The following is a 19,566-nucleotide window of genomic DNA, read 5'->3' as shown; positions in this document are numbered from 1 at the left end:
GCCTCCTTTTGTTTGGCGCGTGCCGCGGCACGCGCGCTGGCCGACACCGATGACTACAAGCGCCTCATCTCCCGCCCGTAGCGCCACGGCAAAACCCATTGCGAACACCGCCGTGTTCCGCCGCCTGCGAAGCTACGTGCGCCCGCATCTGGCCGTCCTGATCGGGGCAGCCTTGGCGATGGGCCTGGTTGCCGCGAGTGAGGCGGGCATTCCGTGGTTGCTGAAGCCGTTAGTGGACAACGGGTTTGGCGACACCAAGGGTGCGCTTTCCAAATGGGCCATTCCGATCGCCGTGGTTGTATTGGCGTTGGTGCGTGGGGCGGCGCAATATGCGTCCGGCTATCTGCTGAATCGGATCAGCACCCAAATACTGCTGAAATTGCGTCAGGAAATGTTCGAGAAGATGCTGCACGCGCGTGTTGCATTTTTCCAACGTGAGACGGCCAGCACGATCATCAACGCAATCGTGTTCGAGGTGAACAACATCCTCAATACGCTCAGCGGGGTCATGGTCACGTTGGTGCGTGACTCGATGACAGTGCTGTGCCTGCTCGGACTGCTGTTCTATCGGAACTGGCAATTGACGTTGATCATCGCGGTCATTCTGCCGGTGATCGCGTGGCTCGTCCGGAGGATCAACCGTCGCTTACGGCGTCTGAACCGTGACTTTCAAACGCAGACCAATCAACTGTCCTATATCGTCGAGGAGACCGTCGGGGGCTACAAGGTTGTCAAGGTCCATAACGGGGAAGCCTACGAAATGGACCGCTTTCGCGAAATGAGCAAGATCCTGCGTGGCTACGCCATGCGCATGGCGGTAACCGGCGGGCTGGCGCAGCCGATCACGCAATTCATTGCGTCGATCGCACTCGCGGTGGTGTTGGCGATCGCGATGATCCAATCCGCGCACGACCAGACCACAGTGGGCGGCTTCGTGTCGTTTGTGACGGCGATGCTGCTGATCATCTCGCCGCTGAAGCACCTGACGGATGTGAACCAGCCGCTGCAGAAGGGGATGACGGCTGCGGAATTGATCTTCGGCCTGATCGACGAACCGCCGGAGACATCGGGTGGCGACAAACCGCTGATGCGATCCGGTGGCGCCGTTCGCTTCGAGCGGGTGGGATTCCGCTATGGCGAGACGGTCCGTCCGGTGTTATCGGACATCACCTTCGAGGCGCGTCCAGGCGAGATGATCGCGCTCGTGGGGCCATCCGGCAGCGGTAAGACGACATTAGTGAACCTGTTGCCGCGTTTCTTCGATGCAACGGAAGGCACGATCTCGATCGATGGCGAGCCGATCAACCAGTATCGCCTGGCGGACCTACGCAGGCAAATCGCTTTCGTCAGCCAGGATGTCGTGTTGTTCAACGACACGATCGCGGCGAATGTCGCCTATGGTCAGGAAATCGACGTCCCGCGCGTTGAAGCCGCATTGGCCGCGGCGAACCTGACCGAGGCCGTTGCCGGTTGGCCGGAAGGGCTCAGGACGCAGGTGGGTGACAACGGCATGCGCCTGTCGGGTGGTCAACGGCAGCGACTGGCCATCGCGCGGGCAATCTACAAGGATGCCCCGATTCTCATCCTCGACGAGGCGACATCGGCGCTGGATTCGGAATCGGAACGCCATGTCCAGGTTGCGCTCGAGAAATTAATGGAAGGGCGCACGACGCTGGTGATCGCACACCGTCTGTCGACCATCGAACGGGCCGACCGCATTCTGGTCATGGAAGCCGGACGCCTGGTGGAAGAGGGCAGTCACGCCGAGCTACTGCGCAAGGATGGCCTGTACGCAACGCTGCATCGTATCCAGTATGAACGTGCCGGCGACATGGCTGCCGCTTCCGCGGACTGACTGCCTGAAGCGGAGGTTCGACGGTTCACCACATCGGTAGCATGGCGACCGAGGCCCCTTAGCGCATCTTCACGAAGGCAGACGGCTTCAGAGAGAGTCACTTGATCACTGCTTCGTTTTTTTAAAAATAAGGATAACGAAATAAAATAAGAGGTAAAGCGCGCCATGAATCTGGAAACCCGGCGCTGCCCTTGAGACAAGAATCCGGTTTCCCGCAATCCGACCGAATGGAAGACTACGCAACCTTTGGCGCATGTCTTATTGTTTGTAAGTAACAAAGCGTGCGATGGCGTGTACGCCGCCAGAACTGTCGATCACACTATAGGAGCAACATATGGGCGCGATCCAGTCGCATCTCTGTCCTGGGCGCGATAATCCCGTGGTTCCTAGGCCGCGGTCATCCGGTTCAGTTGCCGCGGAGAACGCGCGCGTGCAGATGTCGATGGCGGAGGGTGAACGGTCGGACGATGCGGAAAACCGCCTTGTCGGCGCGCGGGCGCGGGCCGAAGATGAGAAAACGATGTTCTGCAGCGTTGCCCCGAACGACGATGAGGTATGGCTGCAGGAAGGGCGTGACCTTCTCCATCTCTGGCAATGGCATGAACGCCAAGGTCACGGCCATGCCACTGGCCACCGATCGCGACGAGAAAACTGGCGGGCACCCGCGCTTTTGCTGGCGGCATCTGGTCCGCACTTGTCTGATCTGTTCAATATACCGATCGTGGCGTTGAATGAAACGTCTCGTCACGAAGCATCGGTCCCGCTCCAGGGATTACAGTTTTCGGGTGTGCAGGAGGAGTCCTCGCCTGGAGGAAGCGTCATTGAAGTGCTGAGCTATCTTCGCAACGTGACCGCCAATATGGATCCGGGCTTCATGACGCCAACCGATGAAGCGGCGTTTGAATCGGATACGGTTGAGATGATGACGGTACCTGACCTTTGGCCTGCGAATGCCACCCAGTCGAGCGTGTCGCCCGTGGAGCAAGAAGATGTCTCAACATCGTCATTCGCCAATGAGGAGGCAAGCACACCATCCGTTATTGACTTCTTAGATGACAGCAATGTCACCGTTTCACCCGCGCATTTTCCGGATATGGTGAATGGTAGCGCGTGGGGGCCATTAACGGCGTTGGCGTCTTTTTGGGATGAGGCCGACGATGCCGAGGAACCCGGCATGGACGATGATCTGTACCCTGAGATCTTCAAGGAGAAGCAGCAGAATGTCCATCCGGTGCCTAGTAATGGATCGATCTTTCGAGAGAACGACGATCATTTGTCGGGAAACGTCACGGCGGCAGAAACACTGCTGGATGATGCGCCGTATATATTGTCGTTGGTTAGCAACAGCGGTTCCGCGGTCGAATTCGATGCTGCTATCCAAAGCGTTCCAGCGCTGCGTTGCGATCTACGCAGCCGTTATCGACGAGTGATCGGCCTGGTGGATCAACTGGCCACCTACGTCGCGGCCCAGGATCAAGCGAGTGAAGACCGGATTAAGTCTATTGGCTTGGCGGAGCTGATGCGGGCCGTGGACGTTGCGTCCAATACGACCTCGTCACCGATGCGGGAAAATGCGATGGTTGAGGGGGGGCGGAGTGGTGCTACGGAGCCGATTGCGCTTGCGTCTGCGCCGGATTTTGCAAGCAACCTGACACAGGCGATACCCGACAGATCGATGTGCGATCAAGTCGCGTTCGCTTTAACGAATGACGTACGCTTCACGCGCAATCTACTGGAGGCGATCCGGGACGAAATACATCGGGGAGTTAGCCTGATCAGTGATGCTGTCTTGGATCTGCGTCTTGCCGGGTGGAGGCCGCATCGCGGCGAAGAGGGTGCGAGATCGCTATCCTTGGCGCACTTTACCGAAGCGGCATTGGCCGCCTTTCGACAAACCGGCCTCGCCAAGACCGCAGACTTGGTTGATGCAACGGAGCAGGCTCTGGCCGAGCGTGCCCTCGACTTGTTAAGCGATGGTGCCGGGGAACGCTTTGATACAGCGTCAGGGAATGACGAGAGGAACGCGACGCAGCATCTCGAATTGCGGCAACGCTATGCCGCGAACTTGCTTGTCATGCGGTTCGACATGGTTCACTGGCTTGGCGTTGATGACGACCATTTCCTGGGCCAATTACTACGCTATATCGTGAAGTTGAAACCGGAGCCGGTGTGGGAGGCGTCGGATCGATTGCCTACTACCGGTGCGTTGCTTCGTTATGTCGCGGCATTGAGCGACGCTTATGAGGAAAAGCAACGAGCCATGCAAGCGATATCGTTTTTACCGATGAAGTATTACCGTGCGCGGTGTTTCGAAGAAGGGACCAAGCATCTGCGCGTCAAGCGTCTGTGGAATCCGATACCGCTTCGTGACCGGATACGGTCCGCTGTCTATCGCCGTTGCTTTTTCTCGACGGACCCCCATTATCGCGTTCAATATCATCGGCAATTCACGCTCTATCGTGAACGCGACGCCGAGCGTCATGCGCTTTACCTGGCGGAGACCCTATTGCAGCGCGGTGGTATCCACCCGCTTCTCTGGCGCAGTCAGGGGCATGTCTATGATCTGTCGTATGACAGGCGCGAACGAAAAGAAAACTAAATGCCTTGCCTTACCACGTGCTCACGCACCAGTGGCGAGCAACGGTGGTGCGTTTCGATGGTACGGCGCTCATCGTTTGTAAAAGCAAAGAAGATCCCAATTCGCTTGCCGTGTCACTCCTGACAGAGGATGGGGAATGTCAGCAACAATTAAACGCGCTTTCAAAACCGCGTCGCTTTCCGTTAAGAAATCAGCTTGCAATGGTGGCGCACACCGGGAAATTGGCGCTAGGATGGTTGCCCGAGCGCGATGGTAGACGCCGGTTAGCGTACGAATGGCATCTGGTTATCGCGAGCCGTTCGTCAGAGGAATCGTCCGGAATGCCGGAACGTGTCAATGCCACCGCTTCCGGGACCCCGTCCAGGCCGACATCAACGACCAGTATCCTGACGGAATTGCAGACTGCCGCGACGGGTGTGCTCCGGGAGTATGTCGATTCATTCGAGCGAGACCAATACACGCCTGGAAGTGCGGAGTGGCTGGAGAATTGGCTGCCGTTTTATAATGCGATAGAAATGGAGCGTGGCACGGACACCTATCGTGTGCGCTGGCGTCGCGTAGCGCTTGATACGCTTGAGGTCGTCGCCGTATTGGCGATGTTTGGCTTGCCTGTAAAGGCCATTGGTAACGCTGCACTAAAAGCTGGCCGCGCGGCCATTCAATCTGCCAGAAGAGCACGCTTGCTTCCCTTGGCGCGAGCGTATCAGGTAATGCGCAGCGCTTTGCCGCATTTGCGCAGGTTGTCCCGACCAGCGCGGCACTGGGCAAACCGATTGAGATTAGGCGTTCGTCGCGGCAGTAATGACGCATGGCGCTCAATGCGACGTCTATATTGGGATCGCGCTGCGGCATGGTCGCTTGCGGGCAGAGCGCGTGCGCCGGCCTTGACCCCGACACCGCTGAGGCGAATCGATCAGATCTATCTCTCCTATATACAAAGAGTATTTGATAGCCATGTCGGCATGCGGGCGATGATCCTTCAACCTGCCGGCATGTGTCACGACGCGGCTCTTTTGGGGCGTGAATTGATACGCCGCGACTCACTACGCGTGTCGTATCGCGGTGTGTTGATTTGGCGGGAAGGCATCGCACAACCGGCAAATCACGTTGTCATGGTGATAAAAAGGGGCGGTCAGACGTATGTGCTTGATCCAACCGCTGCGCAATTCAGGCGTTTCAGCGCCAGTTTCGAGAACGCGCTTTATGCTACTGATACGCAATGGCAAGCCATGTATCGGCACGGCTTCTATAATGAAGTCGTCAAGTTCTCCGATTTCAAAGCGCTTGCGCAAACCGAGCGACTGTTCGGAACCGTCCCACGTGCGGTTGGTGAATCTCTGCCGTCCAGCACGACCTTGGTAGCGCCAACCTGGTACCGTGCAAGGGTATAAGTGTGCGTCAGCATGCCATGCACCATGCACCATGCACCATGCACCATGTGACGTCTGCCGTCTGCCGGCCGTCCGGAGAAGGCGCTTCGACACGCCGCTTTTTCCCAAGGGACGCGGCACTTTGATGCGATCGGGCTTGCTGACCCGATCGTGAATTACGGCGCGCGGCGCCGCGAATCAGGCGTGTCAGTGCGAACTCCAGCCCTTGTAGCTATTCACGTTGTCGCGCGTGACCAGCACCGGATCGAGCAGGATCGTCGGATTGTCCGGCTTCTTGCCGTTCATGATGCCGTAGCCGATGGATACGGCTTTCTTTGCCATGGCGAACGGATCCTGGCTGGCGGATGCTTGCACGAGCGTATTCGACTTCAGGGCGGCCTCGATGTCCGGCGCACCATCTACCGATGTGATGACAATGCCGTTGCGATTGAATTGCTTCGCGGCGAGGTCACTCCCGATCGCTTGCGGATCATTGATCGTGAACACGCCGTCGAGCTTCGGAAAGCGCGTCAGGTAACCTTGCATCGCGGCCATCCCACCTTCGCGCGATCCTTTCCCATCCTGATCGGAAGACAGGATCTTGATGCCGGGGATCTTCGCCAACACGCTCTTGCAACCATTCACGCGATCGGTGACCGCCGATACCTGCGGGCCGTTCTCGATGACGACATTGCCTTTGCCGCCGATCTTCTTCGCCAGGTAGTCACACGCCATCGCCCCGGCCTTGACGTTGTCGGTCTCCACGGTCGCATCGGCACCTGCGGCCGCGACGTCCACGGCAATCACCGGAATGCCGGCCGCCTGCGCTTTCTTCACGGCCGGCTCGATCGCCTTTGGATCGGAGGCATTGAGCAGGATCAGGTCGACATGCGCGGAGATGAAGTTGTCGATTTGCGTGAACTGTTTGTTGAGGTCGTAGTCGGCGGACACCGCGGTGATTTTCGCGTTCGGGTTGATCGCCTTCGCCTCGGCTTCCGCACCCTTGACCACCGTCACGAAGTACGGATTGCCGAGCGAGCCGACGGTGATACCGATCAACTTCAGCGGCTTGTCCGCGGCATGCGCGGCGCATGCCGAGACAGCAAGTGCGCACGCGAGGCCTGTTTGAAGGGCTTTGATCTTGAACTGGAACATGTCGTGTTGTCTCCGTTGGGTCCCGTTGGTCGAGAAGCGCGCGAGGACCCGCGCGCGCTCCGGTGTGCAGGCTGCCCGGATCAGGGGGAAGTTCTACCGGACAGCGGGCCGTGGCCTATCAGGTGCGTGCGGAACCGCTCTGGCGATAGCGGTCCAGCGCGACGGCGCCGATGATGACAAGGCCTTTGATAATGTACTGCCAGATGTCCGATACGCCCAGCAGCACGAGGCCGTTCGACAGTACCGCGATGATCAGTGCGCCGATCAGCGTGCCGACGATCGAGCCGACACCGCCGACAAAGCTGGTGCCGCCGAGAATCACCGCGGCGATGGCATCGAGTTCATATGATTGGCCGAGCTGGAGGCCATTGGCTGCGTAAAGGCGGGCAGCGGACATCAGCGCGCCGAGGCCGGCAAGCAGCCCGGAAGCGGCATACACGAACAGTTCGATGCCCCGCACGTTGATACCGGACAGACGTGCGGCTTCGCGGTTGCCGCCGACCGAATAGATGCGCATGCCAAGCACTGTACGGCGCAAGATGAACCACGACAAGGCGACCACCGCCAGCGCGATCACGACGAGCCACGGCACGCCCAGGATCGCGCCGTTACCAATAAAGGCGAACGGGAGATGGGCGTTGAAGATCGTCGTGTCGTCCGCCATCAGCCGGGCAATGCCGCGCACGGCGGTCAGTGAGCCCAGCGTGACGATAAACGGCGGCAGACGCAGGAACGTGATCAATGCGCCGTTGACGAGGCCGAACAGGAGGCCAACGAGCAGGGCGACGGGAACGCCGACCCATCCCAGACCGGGAAGGTTCGACGCCAGCAGCGCACCGACCGCCGCCGCCGCCAGGATCGAACCGACGGACAGGTCGATGCCGCCCGTGAGGATGACGAAAGTCATGCCGGCGGCAAGCACGATGTTGATCGATGCCTGCTGGGCGACGATCGACAAATTCTGCATGGTCGCAAAACTGTCGGTCATGAAGCCGAAGCCGATGCAGAGCAGTAGCAGCACCGGCAACATTCCGGCCGTGCGCATCAGTGATTGCATGCGGGCACGGCGGTCAGCGCCGCGGGTCTGCGTGCCGGGCGTTGCTGCGGGAGTAGCGGCCGCGGTGGCCAGGTCGCGCTGGTGAGGTTGGTTCATGTCGTTGTCCTGTATCTTGAATGACTGGTCGGTGGCGTGACTCAGTGCGTCTCCGCCGTCTCCGTTTGCGAACCGGTGGCAAGCGCGATGATCGATTCTTGCGTGATCGGCGCGCCGCTACGTCCGCCGAGTTCGCCGGCGATCCTGCCTTCGCGCATGACAAGTACGCGGTCGGCCACGCCGATGATCTCGGGCAACTCGCTTGAGATCACAATGACCCCGACCCCCGAATTCGCGAGCGCATTGATGATTCGATAGATTTCCGACTTGGCGCCGATGTCGACACCGCGTGTCGGTTCGTCGAGAATCAGCACCCGCGGTTTCGTCTCCAGCAAACGCGAGAGCAGCACCTTTTGCTGATTGCCCCCCGACAAGGCGCCGGCATTGACGTTTGCATGCGATACCCTGATCGACAACGCCGCGATCGCGTCACGGGCACGTTGCACACCGCGCGCCAAGTCGAGCACGCCAGCACGCGCGTCATTGCCCGCGACTGAAATATTGATGTTGTCCCGCACGCTCATGTCGAGAAAGAGACCTTGGTGTTTGCGATCCTCGGTCAGATAGACAAGGCCGGCATCGATGGCGTCGCGCGGTGAGTGCGCGCCCAGCGTGCGATCTCCCACCCGCACTTCGCCCGTGACGCGCGGCTCCGCGCCGAAAATCAGGCGAGCGAGTTCGGTGCGTCCGGCTCCGACGAGTCCCGCGATGCCAAGGACCTCGCCGGCATGGAGATCGAGGCTGCAACCCTTTACACGACCGCTGTCCGCGATGTCGCGCACGGATAGCAAGCAGTGTCCCGGATCGTATGGTGCATGCGCCTTCTTGTAGAAACCGGAGATGTCACGGCCAACCATCATCGACACGAGTTGATCGGCCGACAGCGATTCGCGGTCGAGGGTACCAACGTAGGTGCCGTCCCGCAGTACCGAAACGCGATCGGACAGTTCGTAGATCTCCGCCATCCGATGGCTGATATAGATAATCGCCAGCCCTTCCGCGCGTAATTGGCGTATCAGTTTGAACAGGTGCTCGGTCTCGCGCGACGACAGCGGCGTTGTCGGCTCGTCCATCACGAGGATGCGTGCTTTCGTATGCACTGCCCGCGCGATCTCGACGAGTTGCTGCTCGGCAATCGACAATGTGCCAACCACTGTCTCTGGACCGAAGCTGGCACCCAGGCGCGTCAGCACGTTCTCGCAGCCGCGCGCCATGGCGGGCCGGTCGATCATGCCCCACCGGCCGCCGCGTCGCAGTTCACGGCCCACGTAGATGTTCTCCGCGACGGTCAGGTTCGGGGCCAGGGATAGCTCCTGGTAAATCACCGCGACGCCTGCCGCGCGCGCGGCGAGCGGATCGTCGACGACGATCGCATCGCCATCGATCAGGATCTGCCCGCCGGGGTCGGCTTGATAAGCGCCCGACAGAATTTTCATCAGGGTGGACTTGCCGGCGCCGTTTTCCCCCATCAACGAATGCACTTCACTGGGATAGACGGTCAGGCTCACGTCGTCGAGCGCGCGTACGGCGGGAAACGTCTTGCTGATTCCACGCATTTCAAGCAACGGGCGGCCCGGCTCAGAATGAGACATAAGCGATCTCCTGCGTATCCACGCTTGCGCCTTTGAGAATACTGGCGCGCGGGGAGAAGTTGAAAAACATGGGAAGCGTCGCGGCACCGATCGCGCCGGCGTCCGGACCGAACGAACCACGGACGAAAGTCGGCATATCCCTGGATTCGGGCGTAATGGCGGCAAGGGCCGCATGCAGACGGGTCATTACCTTGTCGATCAGCCCTACGTCTATATCGGCATCCAGTACGACGACCGGCGAATCGAGTACCGATAGCACCGAGCGCAATACGGAGGCGAGCGCCTCGACGCAGTCGTCGATCCATTCTTCGACGGCCGGCACCTCCCGCGCGATGCAGGCCTCGAGGTCCGCCCGGTTGTCGACGGCCTCGCCTCTGTAGCGCAAATGGCGGATCAATGCACGCAAGGACGCGCGGGTTAGCAAGATATCCCAGGTCCCCTGCGGGGCCGGTGCCGACGGCAGACGGCTCGGGAGCACCGGCATCACCGCGAAATCGCCGCCATTGCCTGTACGGCCACGCAGGCAGTCGCCGTCGACTGCAATACCGCCGCCGATCACCGGTCCCAGGAATAAATAGACGAAATCATCGTGATGGCGCGCGCGCCCGTAGAACAACTCGGCGATCGCGGCTGCATTGCCGTCGTTTTCGCTGAAGACGGGCAACGCCAGCGTGCGGTCCAGCTCGGACGCGAAGTCGACCTCGCTCCATGCACGAAAAGCGTCTGCCGGCAGTTCCAGCTCGCGCAGCCAACTGCCAAGATTGAATGGCTGGGCGACACCGACACCTCTCAGGCGTTCGCGATCTTCAGCGGGCAGCATCTGCTGCATTGCCTCGATATCGCGGCCAACCATCGCAAGCACGGTCTCGGGCGGCGGGAGCAGCGTGTCATGCGATCGGCGGCCGATGACGTCGCCGGCGAAGTTGACCAGCGCGGTCTCGATCCGCATCCGATCAAGGCGTACGCCGATGCCGAACGCGCCGCGTGGATCAAGGCGGATCAACGACGCGGGCTGACCGCGCTGGCCCTCGACGCGGCGGCCGGTAAATTCGATCAGCTTCGCATCGGCAAGCGACGCGATGATGCTGCCGACCGCCGTGCCGGTCAGGTTCGCGACGCGGGCGAGATCGGCTTTCGATGCGCTGCCCGCCTGCCGCAGCGCCTTGAGCAGCAAGCGTTCGTTGTAGCGGCGCACATTGGCCGAATTGCTGCCTTGGCCGACGTACGAACTCGTCATGGCGGCGTCTCCTCCGGGTGGCACCCCTGTTTGGCACCATTAAATTAATCAAGTTGATTTATTTAAACCCGGGAGCGGCGGCCTGTCAGCCTAGGAATATCCCGAAGGTGGCGCAAGACGCGCGAGTGATTCGCCTGCCCGTTGCGGTGCGGGAGGCATTCCAGCGTTCTGTCTAGCGGCCTCGTTTCGCGAGGCGTTACATCAGCACGATATCGTATGATTCCTGATTCAAGTGCGTGCCGACACGCAGCGAGATAGGCTTCTGGATGGCGTCCTCGAGCAGCGCCAGATGGGCGGCTTCTTCGTCTAGCAGCATATCGATGACCACTTGCGATGCAAAGATCCGGAACTCTTTCGGATTGAATTGCCGTGCTTCGCGTGTGACCTCGCGCATGATTTCGTAGCACAGGGTGCGGGGTGTCTTGATCTGCCCCTTTCCCGTGCAGACAGGGCAGGTTTCGCACAAGATATGCGCCAGCGATTCGCGCGTACGCTTGCGCGTCATTTCCACCAAGCCCAGCTGCGAAAAACCGCTGACCGTCACGCGGGTACGGTCGCGAGCGAGCGAGCGATTCAGTTCGGTGAGCACCGCCGCGCGATGCTCGGGGTTTTCCATATCGATGAAATCGATGATGATGATGCCGCCCAGGTTCCGCAGCCGCAGTTGCCGCGCGATCATGTGTGTGGCTTCGAGGTTGGTCTTGAAGATCGTCTCATCGAAGTTGCGCGCGCCCACGTAGCCGCCCGTATTGACGTCGATCGTCGTCATTGCCTCGGTTTGATCGATCATCAGATAGCCGCCAGATTTCAGATCGACGCGTCGGGACAAGGCCTTCTGGATTTCCGTCTCGACGTTATACAACTCGAACAAGGGCCGTTCACCGGTGTACTGGTGCATCAACGGCGCCACCGCCGGCATGAATTCCGTTGCAAACGCTAGCAGGCGCGCGTGCGCATCGGACGCATCCACCTGAATTCTGCTGGTCTGCTCGGTGACGAAGTCGCGCAGGACCCGTTGTGACAGATCGAGGTCGTTGTACAGTACCGATGCGGGTGGCACACGCAAGGCCTGTTCAGCAATCGTCGCCCAGGTCTTCCGAAGATAGGTGACATCGCTGGCCAGCGCCTCGCTGCTGGCGTCCTCCGCCATGGTCCGGACGATATAGCCGCCTTTCTCATCGGCCGGCAGGACGGCAAGCAGACGTTTGCGCACAGCCTCCCGTTCGGCTTCGCTGCCGATCTTCTGCGAGACGCCGATATGCGGTTCCTGTGGCAGATAGACGAGATTGCGCCCGGCAATACTGATTTGCGTCGACAAGCGCGCGCCCTTCGTGCCGATCGGGTCCTTGATGACCTGCACCATCAAGGTCTGTGCCTCGAAGACGATTTTTTCGATTGGTTGTTGGTTGTGGTGACCGGGATGACCGTCGACGCGTGCTTGCCAGATGTCGGCAACATGCAGGAAGGCCGCTCGTTCCAGGCCGATATCGATAAAGGCCGATTGCATCCCCGGCAGGACACGGACGACCTTGCCAAGGAAGATGTTGCCCACGCGACCACGTGACACGCTTCGCTCGATGTGCAATTCCTGGACCGCACCTTGTTGTACCAGGGCAATCCGGGTTTCTTGCGGTGTCACATTGATAAGAATCTCTTCGTTCATTGGTTCGAATCGCGATGGGACAATGCGACATCGTAAGCCATCGGTGCCGTATCGCGCAAAAGAGATGCCGTTTCAAACAAGGGGAGCCCCATCACGCCGGAATAACTGCCGTCCAGATGCGCGATAAAGGCCGCAGCTCGCCCTTGGATGCCGTACGCGCCTGCCTTGCCGAATGGTTCTCCGGAAGCGATGTAGTGAGCAATGTCGGCGTCATCGAGCGTGCGAAACGTAACCGTCGACGTCGAGAGCACGCAGCGGATGGACGGGGGCAGGGCTGCCTCGGACAGGGCCGTCGACGTGCATGTTGATGTTGATGCGAACCATGGTCCGGACGCCGTGGTCTGCGGTTGCGGTGCGGCTGGCGTCGATGACACGCGGCGTGTGGCTTGCCCGGTGGGGGCAGGGACGACGGCCACCGCCGTCATCACCTCATGACGGCGGCCTGATAAGCGCGACAATATCGCCACGGCCTCGGTGGCATCGGCAGGCTTGCCGAGGATGGCGCCATCGAGTGATACCGTGGTGTCGGCGCACAGTATGGCGGCGGACGGCCAACCGCGCCGGGCGAGCCGCTCGGCGGCGGCGCATGCCTTGGCTTGCACCACGCGCATCACATAATCGTGCGCGTGCTCGCCTGAACGTGTTGCTTCGAGCGCTTCCGCATCTTCATCGGCATCGGGGAGCAACAGGCGATATGACAGGCCGAGTTGTTCCAATAACTGACCGCGTCGAGGACTTTGTGACGCGAGATACAAAAAAGCAGAATCGGAAAGACGGGGCGTGGACGTCATGGTATGCGGCGAAGTACGCGGCCATGACGACGAACCGAGGAGCGGCGTCAGGCCCGGTGATAAGGGTGATTTTGCGTGATGGTCCAGGCGCGGTACAACTGCTCGGCCAGCAGCAAGCGCGCGACGCCGTGCGGCAGGGTCATGCTCGATACGCGCAGCAGGGTGTCCGCGCGGCTTTTCAACGTGGGGTCGAGCCCGTCGGCACCGCCGATCAGGAAGACGACATCACGACCTTCGCGTTGCCACTCGGGCAATGCACCGGCAAGTTTCATCGTCGTCCAGTCGGCCCCACGTTCATCGAGTGCGATGATCCGCGCCTGCCTGGGCAGCGACGCCTCGATCCGCTGCCGCTCGACGGCCATCACCTGCTCCGCCGGTCGATTGGCGGTACGCGGTTCCGGCTTGATTTCCCGCAACGCAATGCGCAGTTCCGGGGGCATCCGCTTCGCGTACTCCTCAAATCCGGTGGCGATCCAGTCAGGCATCTTATGGCCCACCGCGATAATCCACAGTTTCATGACGGCACGCTTTCAGACAGTACGGGACACGACTCAGGCATTGGATGCCGGTGTGGCGCGCTTGCGCGCCGGTGCTTTCTTTGCCGCCGGTACGCGCTTTGCGGCCGGGGCCTTGGCCGCGGCGGAGGCCGTGCCCGCACTTTTGCGCGCGACGGTCTTGCGTGCCGGAGTGGTTTTTTTCGCCGCCACTTTTTTTGCCGCGGTCTTGCGCGCTGCCGTCTTGCTTACCGGTAGCGGCTCGTCTTCGGTCGTTTGTGCGGCCAGTCCGGCTGGCGTTTCCGGGGCCAAGGCCGGCTTCGCCGTACGGGAACGTGTGACGGCCGGCGCCGGCGTATCGTCGTCGTCCGCTGCATCGGTGCTTGCCTTGCGGCGGCTCGTTGCCTGCTTGGCGGAGGCGGTCGTGACGCGCACTGCCTTGCCGCCCCACAGTTCTTCCAGGTTGTAGTACTGACGCAGTGCCGGTTGCAGAATGTGGACGATGGCATCGCCGCAGTCGACCAGTACCCACTCACCGGTGTCACCGCCTTCGACGCTGACGACCTTGCCGCCGTTTTCTCGCACCTTGTCCGCGACGCTGGACGCGAGCGCCCGTGTCTGGCGGTTCGACGTGCCGGAAGCGATGATCACGCGATCGAACAGTGACGTCAGGTGCGTGGTGTCGAACACCTTGATGTCCTGACCCTTGACGTCTTCCAGACCGTCGACGATCGCCAGTTGCAATGTTTTGATATCCATGAGGTCTCTGTAATGCAAGCAGTGCGCCACGCCGGGCGCTGCTGCTTAATCCTTGTATAAATGATGGTCGCGAACGTAGTGCCAGACCGTATCGGGCACATGTTCGCAGGCTTTTGCGCCATCGGCCAGTCCGCGATGGGCCGAATCGCGAATTTCGGTCGCCGATATGGGCATATCCAACGCCTGGTCGATGAAAATGCCGCCGCACGGACGCTGTTGGATTGCATCGGCATCGCATTGTCGATGCGCCAACTGGGCCGCTACGGCGGGCGACACCGCTGTCAGATCGAAGCCGGGCCGTGCCTCGACGCAGACATGCGCATAGTCGAACAAGTGCAGCCAGTCATGCCAGCGATCCAATCCGACCAATTGATCGGCTCCGATCAGTAGTGACAATGAGGCCTCGTCGCCAATTCGCGGCCGCCATGCGCGCAGTGTTTCCACTGTGTACGTATTGCCCTGGCGATCGACCTCGTCGGTGCCGACGCTGACGTGCGTTGACAACCGAGACTGTTCTGCAAGCCGCCGCGCCAGTTCCGTCGCCGCCAGTCGTGTCATCGCGAGACGGTGGGCAGGCGCGGACACACCAGATTTCTGCCACGGTTGACCCGCGGGCAGCAGGACCAGCTCGTCCAGGGCGAGCAGGCGCGAAAACCGGCTGCCCAAGGCCATATGGCCCTCATGAATCGGATCGAAGGTGCCGCCCAGGATCGCGATGCGCTTTGGTCGCTCGCTCATCGAATGCTCAATTCCTTGGCGTGGCCGGTTCGTCCAGCCAATCGCGCGCGACCAGGAAATCACGCGTCAGGCGCGCCTCGGGCGAGCCTGTTTCGGGCGTCCAGTTATAGCGCCATTGCACGCGCGGTGGCATCGACATGAGGATCGATTCGGTCCGGCCGCCACTCTGCAGGCCGAACAGCGTGCCTCGATCGAATACCAGATTGAATTCGACGTATCGACCACGCCGGTAGGCCTGGAAATCACGTTCGCGCTCGCCATACGGGATATCGGCGCGACGTGCGAGTATGGGTTGGTAGGCCGGCAGGAATGCATCGCCCACGCTGCGCATCAAGGCAAAGCCATTGTCGAAACCGAGTTCGGTCAGGTCGTCATAGAAAATGCCACCTACGCCACGGGGTTCGTTGCGATGTTTCAAAAAGAAGTACGCGTCGCACCACTGCTTGAAACGCGGATAGAGATCCGCGCCAAACGGAGTCACGGCGTCATGGCAGGCTTGGTGAAAATGCCGCGCGTCTTCTTCGAATCCGTAATACGGCGTGAGGTCCATTCCGCCGCCGAACCAGCAGGCCGCAGGGGCCGCGTCCGCGGCCGCACCCGGATGTCGCGCGATAAAGCATCGGACATTCAGGTGCACGGTTGGGCAGTACGGATTGCGCGGATGCATGACCAGCGACACGCCCAGCGCTTCAAAGCCGCAACCGGTCAGTTCCGGGCGATTCGCCGTGGCGCTGGGTGGCAACGATGTGCCGCGGACGTGCGAAAACCCAACGCCACCGCGCTCGAACACCGTGCCGTCTTCGATGATCCGGGTACAGCCGTCGCCTTGCAGCCGTTCGCCCGGCGCACGGGTCCATGCGTCCCGTGCGAACGGCCGGTCGTCCAACGCGCCCAGCGTGTCGGCGATACGTGTCTGAAGGTCGAGCAGATAGGCGCGTACCGCGTCGGTGCGCCAACCGGCAGTGGACTGATCGATGGAAACGTTTGCCAAGTAAAAGGCCTGCTCAGGACGTTTGTTTTCGGTTCAGCGCACGGTAACCGATGTCGCGGCGGTATTGCATGCCGTCGAACGAGATCTGATTGATCACGTCGTAGACTTCGGATTGCGCGCCGCGCACGGAGTCGGACAGACCGACGACGCATAGCACGCGGCCACCGGTGGTCACCAGCTTGCCGTTTTCCAGTGCCGTGGCGGCATGGAACGTGACGGTGCTGTCGGTTTCGCCGGGAATGCCGGCAATCAAGTCCCCCTTTTGTGGCGTTTCCGGATAATGGCGCGCGGCCAGAACCACGCCCAGGGCTGTGCGCCGATCCCACTCGATCTCGGCCATATTCAATTGGCCTGCGATGGCCAGCTCGAACACCTTCGCCAGATCGCCCTTGACGCGGGCCATGATCGGTTGCGTTTCCGGATCGCCCATGCGGCAATTGAATTCGAGCGTTTTCGGCGTGCCCTGCGCGTCGATCATCAGGCCCGCATACAGGAAGCCGGTGTAGCGCATGCCGTCCGCTTCCATGCCCCGGACCGTCGGCAGAATGATTTCGCGCATCACGCGCGCATGCAATTGGGGCGTGACGACTGGCGCGGGGGAGTAGGCGCCCATGCCGCCGGTGTTCGGGCCCTGGTCGGCATCGAGCAGCCGTTTGTGATCCTGGCTGGTCGCCAGTGCCAGCACGTGCTTACCGTCCACCATGACAATGAAACTGGCTTCCTCGCCAGCGAGGAACGCCTCGATGACGACGCGCGCACCGGCGCTACCGAGCTTGTTGTCGGCAAGCATCATATCCACCGCGTCGTGCGCTTCCTGCGTGGTCTGCGCCACCACGACGCCCTTGCCGGCCGCGAGCCCGTCAGCCTTGATCACGATCGGCGCGCCCTTGCTGTCGATGTAGGCATGGGCGGCGGTCGCGTCGGTAAAGGTCTCGTAGTCGGCGGTCGGGATCGCGTGGCGCTTCATGAAGGCTTTTGCGAAATCTTTCGAGCTTTCGAGCTGAGCTGCCTCCTTCGTCGGCCCGAAGACCTTCAGGCCACGGGCACGGAACACGTTGACGATACCGGCTGCCAACGGCGCCTCGGGTCCCACCACCGTGAACGCGATCTGCTCGCGTTCGGCGAAATCCGCCAATGCGTTCAGCGCAGCCGGCGTGTAGCCGTCCTTCAGTTCCGGCAGGTCGACGTTGCGCAGGCGGTCGTCCAGCGCGGTGCCGCCGTTACCCGGCGCAACATGGACCATCTGCACGCGCGGCGACTGGGCGAGCCGCCATGCCAGCGCGTGTTCGCGGCCACCGGAGCCGACTACCAATACATTCATGCTATTTCCCCGAATCGCAATTGCCATGGGTGTCGAGGGCGTTTCACGCTTCCTCGATCACCGCGTTCGTATACACATTCTGGACGTCGTCCAGATCCTCTATCACGTCGAGCAGTTTCTGCATCCGTGCGCCTTCGTCGCCCGTGAGCACGATGTCGTTGCCGGCTTTCATCGTGACTTCCGCCAGTTCCGCCTTGAATCCGGCGGCCTCCAGGCTTTGCTTGACGTCCGAGAACACGTCGGGATTGCACAGCACCTCGATGCTGCCGTCATCGTTTGTCGTGACGTCATCGGCGCCAGCTTCCAGTGCCGCTTCCATCAGCGCATCCTCGGACGTGTCCGGGGCGAAGAGGAACTGACCTACCGACGTGAACAGGAATGCCACCGAGCCTTCCACACCCATATTGCCGCCGTACTTCGAAAACGCGTGCCGTACTTCGGCCACGGTCCGCGTGCGATTGTCGGTCATCGTGTCCACGATGACCGCTGCGCCGCCGATGCCATAGCCTTCGTAGCGGATTTCCTCATAGTTGGCGCCCTCGGCGCCACCGACACCACGATCGATCGCGCGCTTGATGTTGTCCTTCGGCATATTCGCATCGGTGGCCTTGTCCATGGCCAGTCGCAGACGCGGATTGCTGTCCGGATCGCCGCCGCCCATCCGGGCCGCAACCTGGATTTCCTTGATCAGACGCGTCCAGACCTTGCCTCGCTTCGCATCGGCCGCGGCCTTCTTATGCTTGATATTGGCCCATTTCGAATGTCCCGCCATGTCCGGAAGTTCCTCGTTCGTTTCCTGATTCGTTAGCCGCATCCGGTCGACGGGATGCGGCAAAGACCGCTATTTTACCGGTGGTTGCGCGCTGGCGGGGCGGTTTAGCGCGACGGACGTGGCACTGAGAGGGTGAAAGGGCGATCCGGTGGGTGGGTGGGGCGCATTTGAACGGGTCTTGCAGGCGTCGCTACCGTATACTGCGACTCGTCGCCGCGCGCCGCCGACCCGGTCATGGCGCGCGTTCCATCCGACCGATCCGAGATTTTCGCCAATGACGACCGATCCGCGCTTTCCCGCGCTGCGCATCCTGAATCATCCGTTGATTCAGCACAAATTGTCGCATATGCGCGACCGCCACACGTCGACCCGGACCTTTCGCGAATTACTGCGGGAGATCACGTTGCTGATGGGCTATGAAATCACCCGCAATCTAGAATTGACCACCCGGGAGATCGAGACGCCGCTGACCCGAATGGATGCGCCGGTCATCGCCGGGCGCAAGCTGGCCATCGTGCCGGTACTGCGCGCCGGGGTCGGCATGTCGGACGGTCTGCTCGAATTGGTGCCCTCGGCGCGGGTCGGGCATATCGGCGTGTATCGCGATGAAAATCAGCGACCCGTCGAATATATGGTCAAGCTGCCCGATGTCGAGGACCGCACCTTCATCCTTTGCGACCCGATGGTCGCCACCGGATACTCCGCGGCGTACGCGGTGGATGTACTGAAAAAGCGCGGTGTGCCGGCATCGCGTATTTTGTTTCTGGCATTGGTGGCGGCGCCGGAAGGTGTGGCGGTTTTCGCGCGGCAACATCCGGACGTCCACCTTTTCGTGGCGTCGTTGGACGAGAAACTCGATGACCACGCCTACATCGTGCCGGGCCTGGGCGATGCGGGTGACCGGCTATTTGGCACAAAGAACTGAATCCTGCGCCTCAACCAATATGGTCGCGTATTGGAGGGCCGGCGACCCTGCGATGGAACCGGTCCATGTACCGGCCAGCGCATCGTTGCCCGCGCTCTGGCGCCTTGGCGTATTGTCTGGCCGGATGGCTGGACGATGCGGATGTCTGATT

The 19,566-nt window shown here is 61.0% G+C and carries 16 protein-coding genes; 4 read left to right on the top strand and 12 right to left on the bottom strand.

Translation table 11 applies throughout. The annotated features are described in order from the left end of the window. Positions 1-49 precede the first annotated feature (49 nt). From msbA to WM40_RS11355, 3 genes are all read left to right on the top strand, one after another. Entirely contained in the window at positions 50-1,855 is a 1,806-nt protein-coding gene (msbA, locus tag WM40_RS11365; protein ID WP_046152919.1) for a lipid A export permease/ATP-binding protein MsbA, read from the top strand. A 334-nt stretch (positions 1,856-2,189) separates the two neighbouring features. Continuing rightward, positions 2,190-4,454: a hypothetical protein gene (locus WM40_RS11360; protein WP_046152888.1), complete on the top strand. Its 2,265-nt coding sequence runs from the start codon at positions 2,190-2,192 to the stop codon at positions 4,452-4,454. A gap of 200 nt (positions 4,455-4,654) precedes the next feature. Then, a complete protein-coding gene (locus WM40_RS11355; RefSeq protein ID WP_046152887.1) occupies positions 4,655-5,845 on the top strand; it encodes a hypothetical protein in 1,191 nt (396 codons plus the stop codon). 186 nt (positions 5,846-6,031) lie between these two features. On the opposite strand, the gene WM40_RS11350 is transcribed toward WM40_RS11355, so the two are convergent. The 12 genes from WM40_RS11350 to WM40_RS11295 all read right to left on the bottom strand — a co-directional run bounded on the left by WM40_RS11350 (position 6,032) and on the right by WM40_RS11295 (position 18,490). Further along, the gene (locus tag WM40_RS11350; protein ID WP_024902163.1) at positions 6,032-6,979 is read right to left on the bottom strand and encodes an ABC transporter substrate-binding protein; all 948 of its coding nucleotides are present in this window, start codon (positions 6,977-6,979) and stop codon (positions 6,032-6,034) included. A 118-nt stretch (positions 6,980-7,097) separates the two neighbouring features. Then, positions 7,098-8,132, bottom strand: a complete 1,035-nt coding sequence (locus WM40_RS11345) for an ABC transporter permease subunit (RefSeq protein ID WP_024902164.1) — start codon at positions 8,130-8,132, stop codon at positions 7,098-7,100. Positions 8,133-8,173: 41 nt separating this feature from the next. Further along, on the bottom strand, positions 8,174-9,724 hold the full coding sequence (locus tag WM40_RS11340) for a sugar ABC transporter ATP-binding protein (protein WP_046152886.1): 1,551 nt from the start codon (positions 9,722-9,724) through the stop codon (positions 8,174-8,176). After that, complete coding sequence (locus WM40_RS11335) at positions 9,711-10,961, bottom strand: ROK family protein (RefSeq protein ID WP_046152885.1); 1,251 nt, start codon at positions 10,959-10,961, stop codon at positions 9,711-9,713. The genes WM40_RS11340 and WM40_RS11335 overlap by 14 nt, the downstream gene beginning before the upstream one ends. A gap of 196 nt (positions 10,962-11,157) precedes the next feature. Next, positions 11,158-12,624 (bottom strand): ribonuclease G, encoded by a 1,467-nt coding sequence (gene rng, locus WM40_RS11330; protein ID WP_024902167.1) that lies wholly within the window; start codon positions 12,622-12,624, stop codon positions 11,158-11,160. Further along, positions 12,621-13,415, bottom strand: coding sequence for a Maf family protein (locus WM40_RS11325; RefSeq protein ID WP_024902168.1), 795 nt, complete (start codon positions 13,413-13,415; stop codon positions 12,621-12,623). The genes rng and WM40_RS11325 overlap by 4 nt, the downstream gene beginning before the upstream one ends. Before the next feature lie 47 nt (positions 13,416-13,462). Further along, positions 13,463-13,933, bottom strand: a complete 471-nt coding sequence (gene rlmH, locus WM40_RS11320) for a 23S rRNA (pseudouridine(1915)-N(3))-methyltransferase RlmH (protein WP_024902169.1) — start codon at positions 13,931-13,933, stop codon at positions 13,463-13,465. Between the two features lie 33 nt (positions 13,934-13,966). Continuing rightward, positions 13,967-14,668 (bottom strand): ribosome silencing factor, encoded by a 702-nt coding sequence (gene rsfS / locus WM40_RS11315; RefSeq protein WP_024902170.1) that lies wholly within the window; start codon positions 14,666-14,668, stop codon positions 13,967-13,969. 45 nt (positions 14,669-14,713) lie between these two features. Further along, positions 14,714-15,406 carry a nicotinate-nucleotide adenylyltransferase gene (locus tag WM40_RS11310; RefSeq protein ID WP_024902171.1) on the bottom strand — a complete coding sequence of 231 codons (693 nt, stop codon included), beginning with the start codon at positions 15,404-15,406 and terminating at the stop codon, positions 14,714-14,716. A 7-nt stretch (positions 15,407-15,413) separates the two neighbouring features. Beyond that, entirely contained in the window at positions 15,414-16,397 is a 984-nt protein-coding gene (gene hemF, locus WM40_RS11305) for an oxygen-dependent coproporphyrinogen oxidase (RefSeq protein WP_236693472.1), read from the bottom strand. A 13-nt stretch (positions 16,398-16,410) separates the two neighbouring features. Further along, entirely contained in the window at positions 16,411-17,718 is a 1,308-nt protein-coding gene (purD, locus tag WM40_RS11300) for a phosphoribosylamine--glycine ligase (protein ID WP_046152884.1), read from the bottom strand. 43 nt (positions 17,719-17,761) lie between these two features. Beyond that, on the bottom strand, positions 17,762-18,490 hold the full coding sequence (locus tag WM40_RS11295; RefSeq protein WP_024902174.1) for a YebC/PmpR family DNA-binding transcriptional regulator: 729 nt from the start codon (positions 18,488-18,490) through the stop codon (positions 17,762-17,764). A 274-nt stretch (positions 18,491-18,764) separates the two neighbouring features. On the opposite strand from WM40_RS11295, the gene upp reads away from it, so the two are divergent. Then, positions 18,765-19,415, top strand: coding sequence for a uracil phosphoribosyltransferase (gene upp / locus WM40_RS11290; protein ID WP_024902175.1), 651 nt, complete (start codon positions 18,765-18,767; stop codon positions 19,413-19,415). Positions 19,416-19,566 lie beyond the last annotated feature (151 nt).

It is taken from the genome of Robbsia andropogonis (assembly GCF_000970345.1).
Lineage (GTDB): Bacteria > Pseudomonadota > Gammaproteobacteria > Burkholderiales > Burkholderiaceae > Robbsia > Robbsia andropogonis.
The sequence above is the reverse complement of the archived record's forward strand: the minus strand, read 5'-3'. Positions and strand labels throughout refer to the sequence as shown.

Bases quoted from the DNA above. Each gene is read 5' to 3' on its own strand.
- msbA (WP_046152919.1), top strand. From the start codon at position 50: ATGACTACAAGCGCCTCATCTCCCGCCCGTAGCGCCACGGCAAAACCC.
- WM40_RS11360 (WP_046152888.1), top strand. From the start codon at position 2,190: ATGGGCGCGATCCAGTCGCATCTCTGTCCTGGGCGCGATAATCCCGTG.
- WM40_RS11355 (WP_046152887.1), top strand. From the start codon at position 4,655: ATGGTGGCGCACACCGGGAAATTGGCGCTAGGATGGTTGCCCGAGCGC.
- WM40_RS11350 (WP_024902163.1), bottom strand. From the start codon at position 6,979: ATGTTCCAGTTCAAGATCAAAGCCCTTCAAACAGGCCTCGCGTGCGCA.
- WM40_RS11345 (WP_024902164.1), bottom strand. From the start codon at position 8,132: ATGAACCAACCTCACCAGCGCGACCTGGCCACCGCGGCCGCTACTCCC.
- WM40_RS11340 (WP_046152886.1), bottom strand. From the start codon at position 9,724: ATGTCTCATTCTGAGCCGGGCCGCCCGTTGCTTGAAATGCGTGGAATC.
- WM40_RS11335 (WP_046152885.1), bottom strand. From the start codon at position 10,961: ATGACGAGTTCGTACGTCGGCCAAGGCAGCAATTCGGCCAATGTGCGC.
- rng (WP_024902167.1), bottom strand. From the start codon at position 12,624: ATGAACGAAGAGATTCTTATCAATGTGACACCGCAAGAAACCCGGATT.
- WM40_RS11325 (WP_024902168.1), bottom strand. From the start codon at position 13,415: ATGACGTCCACGCCCCGTCTTTCCGATTCTGCTTTTTTGTATCTCGCG.
- rlmH (WP_024902169.1), bottom strand. From the start codon at position 13,933: ATGAAACTGTGGATTATCGCGGTGGGCCATAAGATGCCTGACTGGATC.
- rsfS (WP_024902170.1), bottom strand. From the start codon at position 14,668: ATGGATATCAAAACATTGCAACTGGCGATCGTCGACGGTCTGGAAGAC.
- WM40_RS11310 (WP_024902171.1), bottom strand. From the start codon at position 15,406: ATGAGCGAGCGACCAAAGCGCATCGCGATCCTGGGCGGCACCTTCGAT.
- purD (WP_046152884.1), bottom strand. From the start codon at position 17,718: ATGAATGTATTGGTAGTCGGCTCCGGTGGCCGCGAACACGCGCTGGCA.
- WM40_RS11295 (WP_024902174.1), bottom strand. From the start codon at position 18,490: ATGGCGGGACATTCGAAATGGGCCAATATCAAGCATAAGAAGGCCGCG.
- upp (WP_024902175.1), top strand. From the start codon at position 18,765: ATGACGACCGATCCGCGCTTTCCCGCGCTGCGCATCCTGAATCATCCG.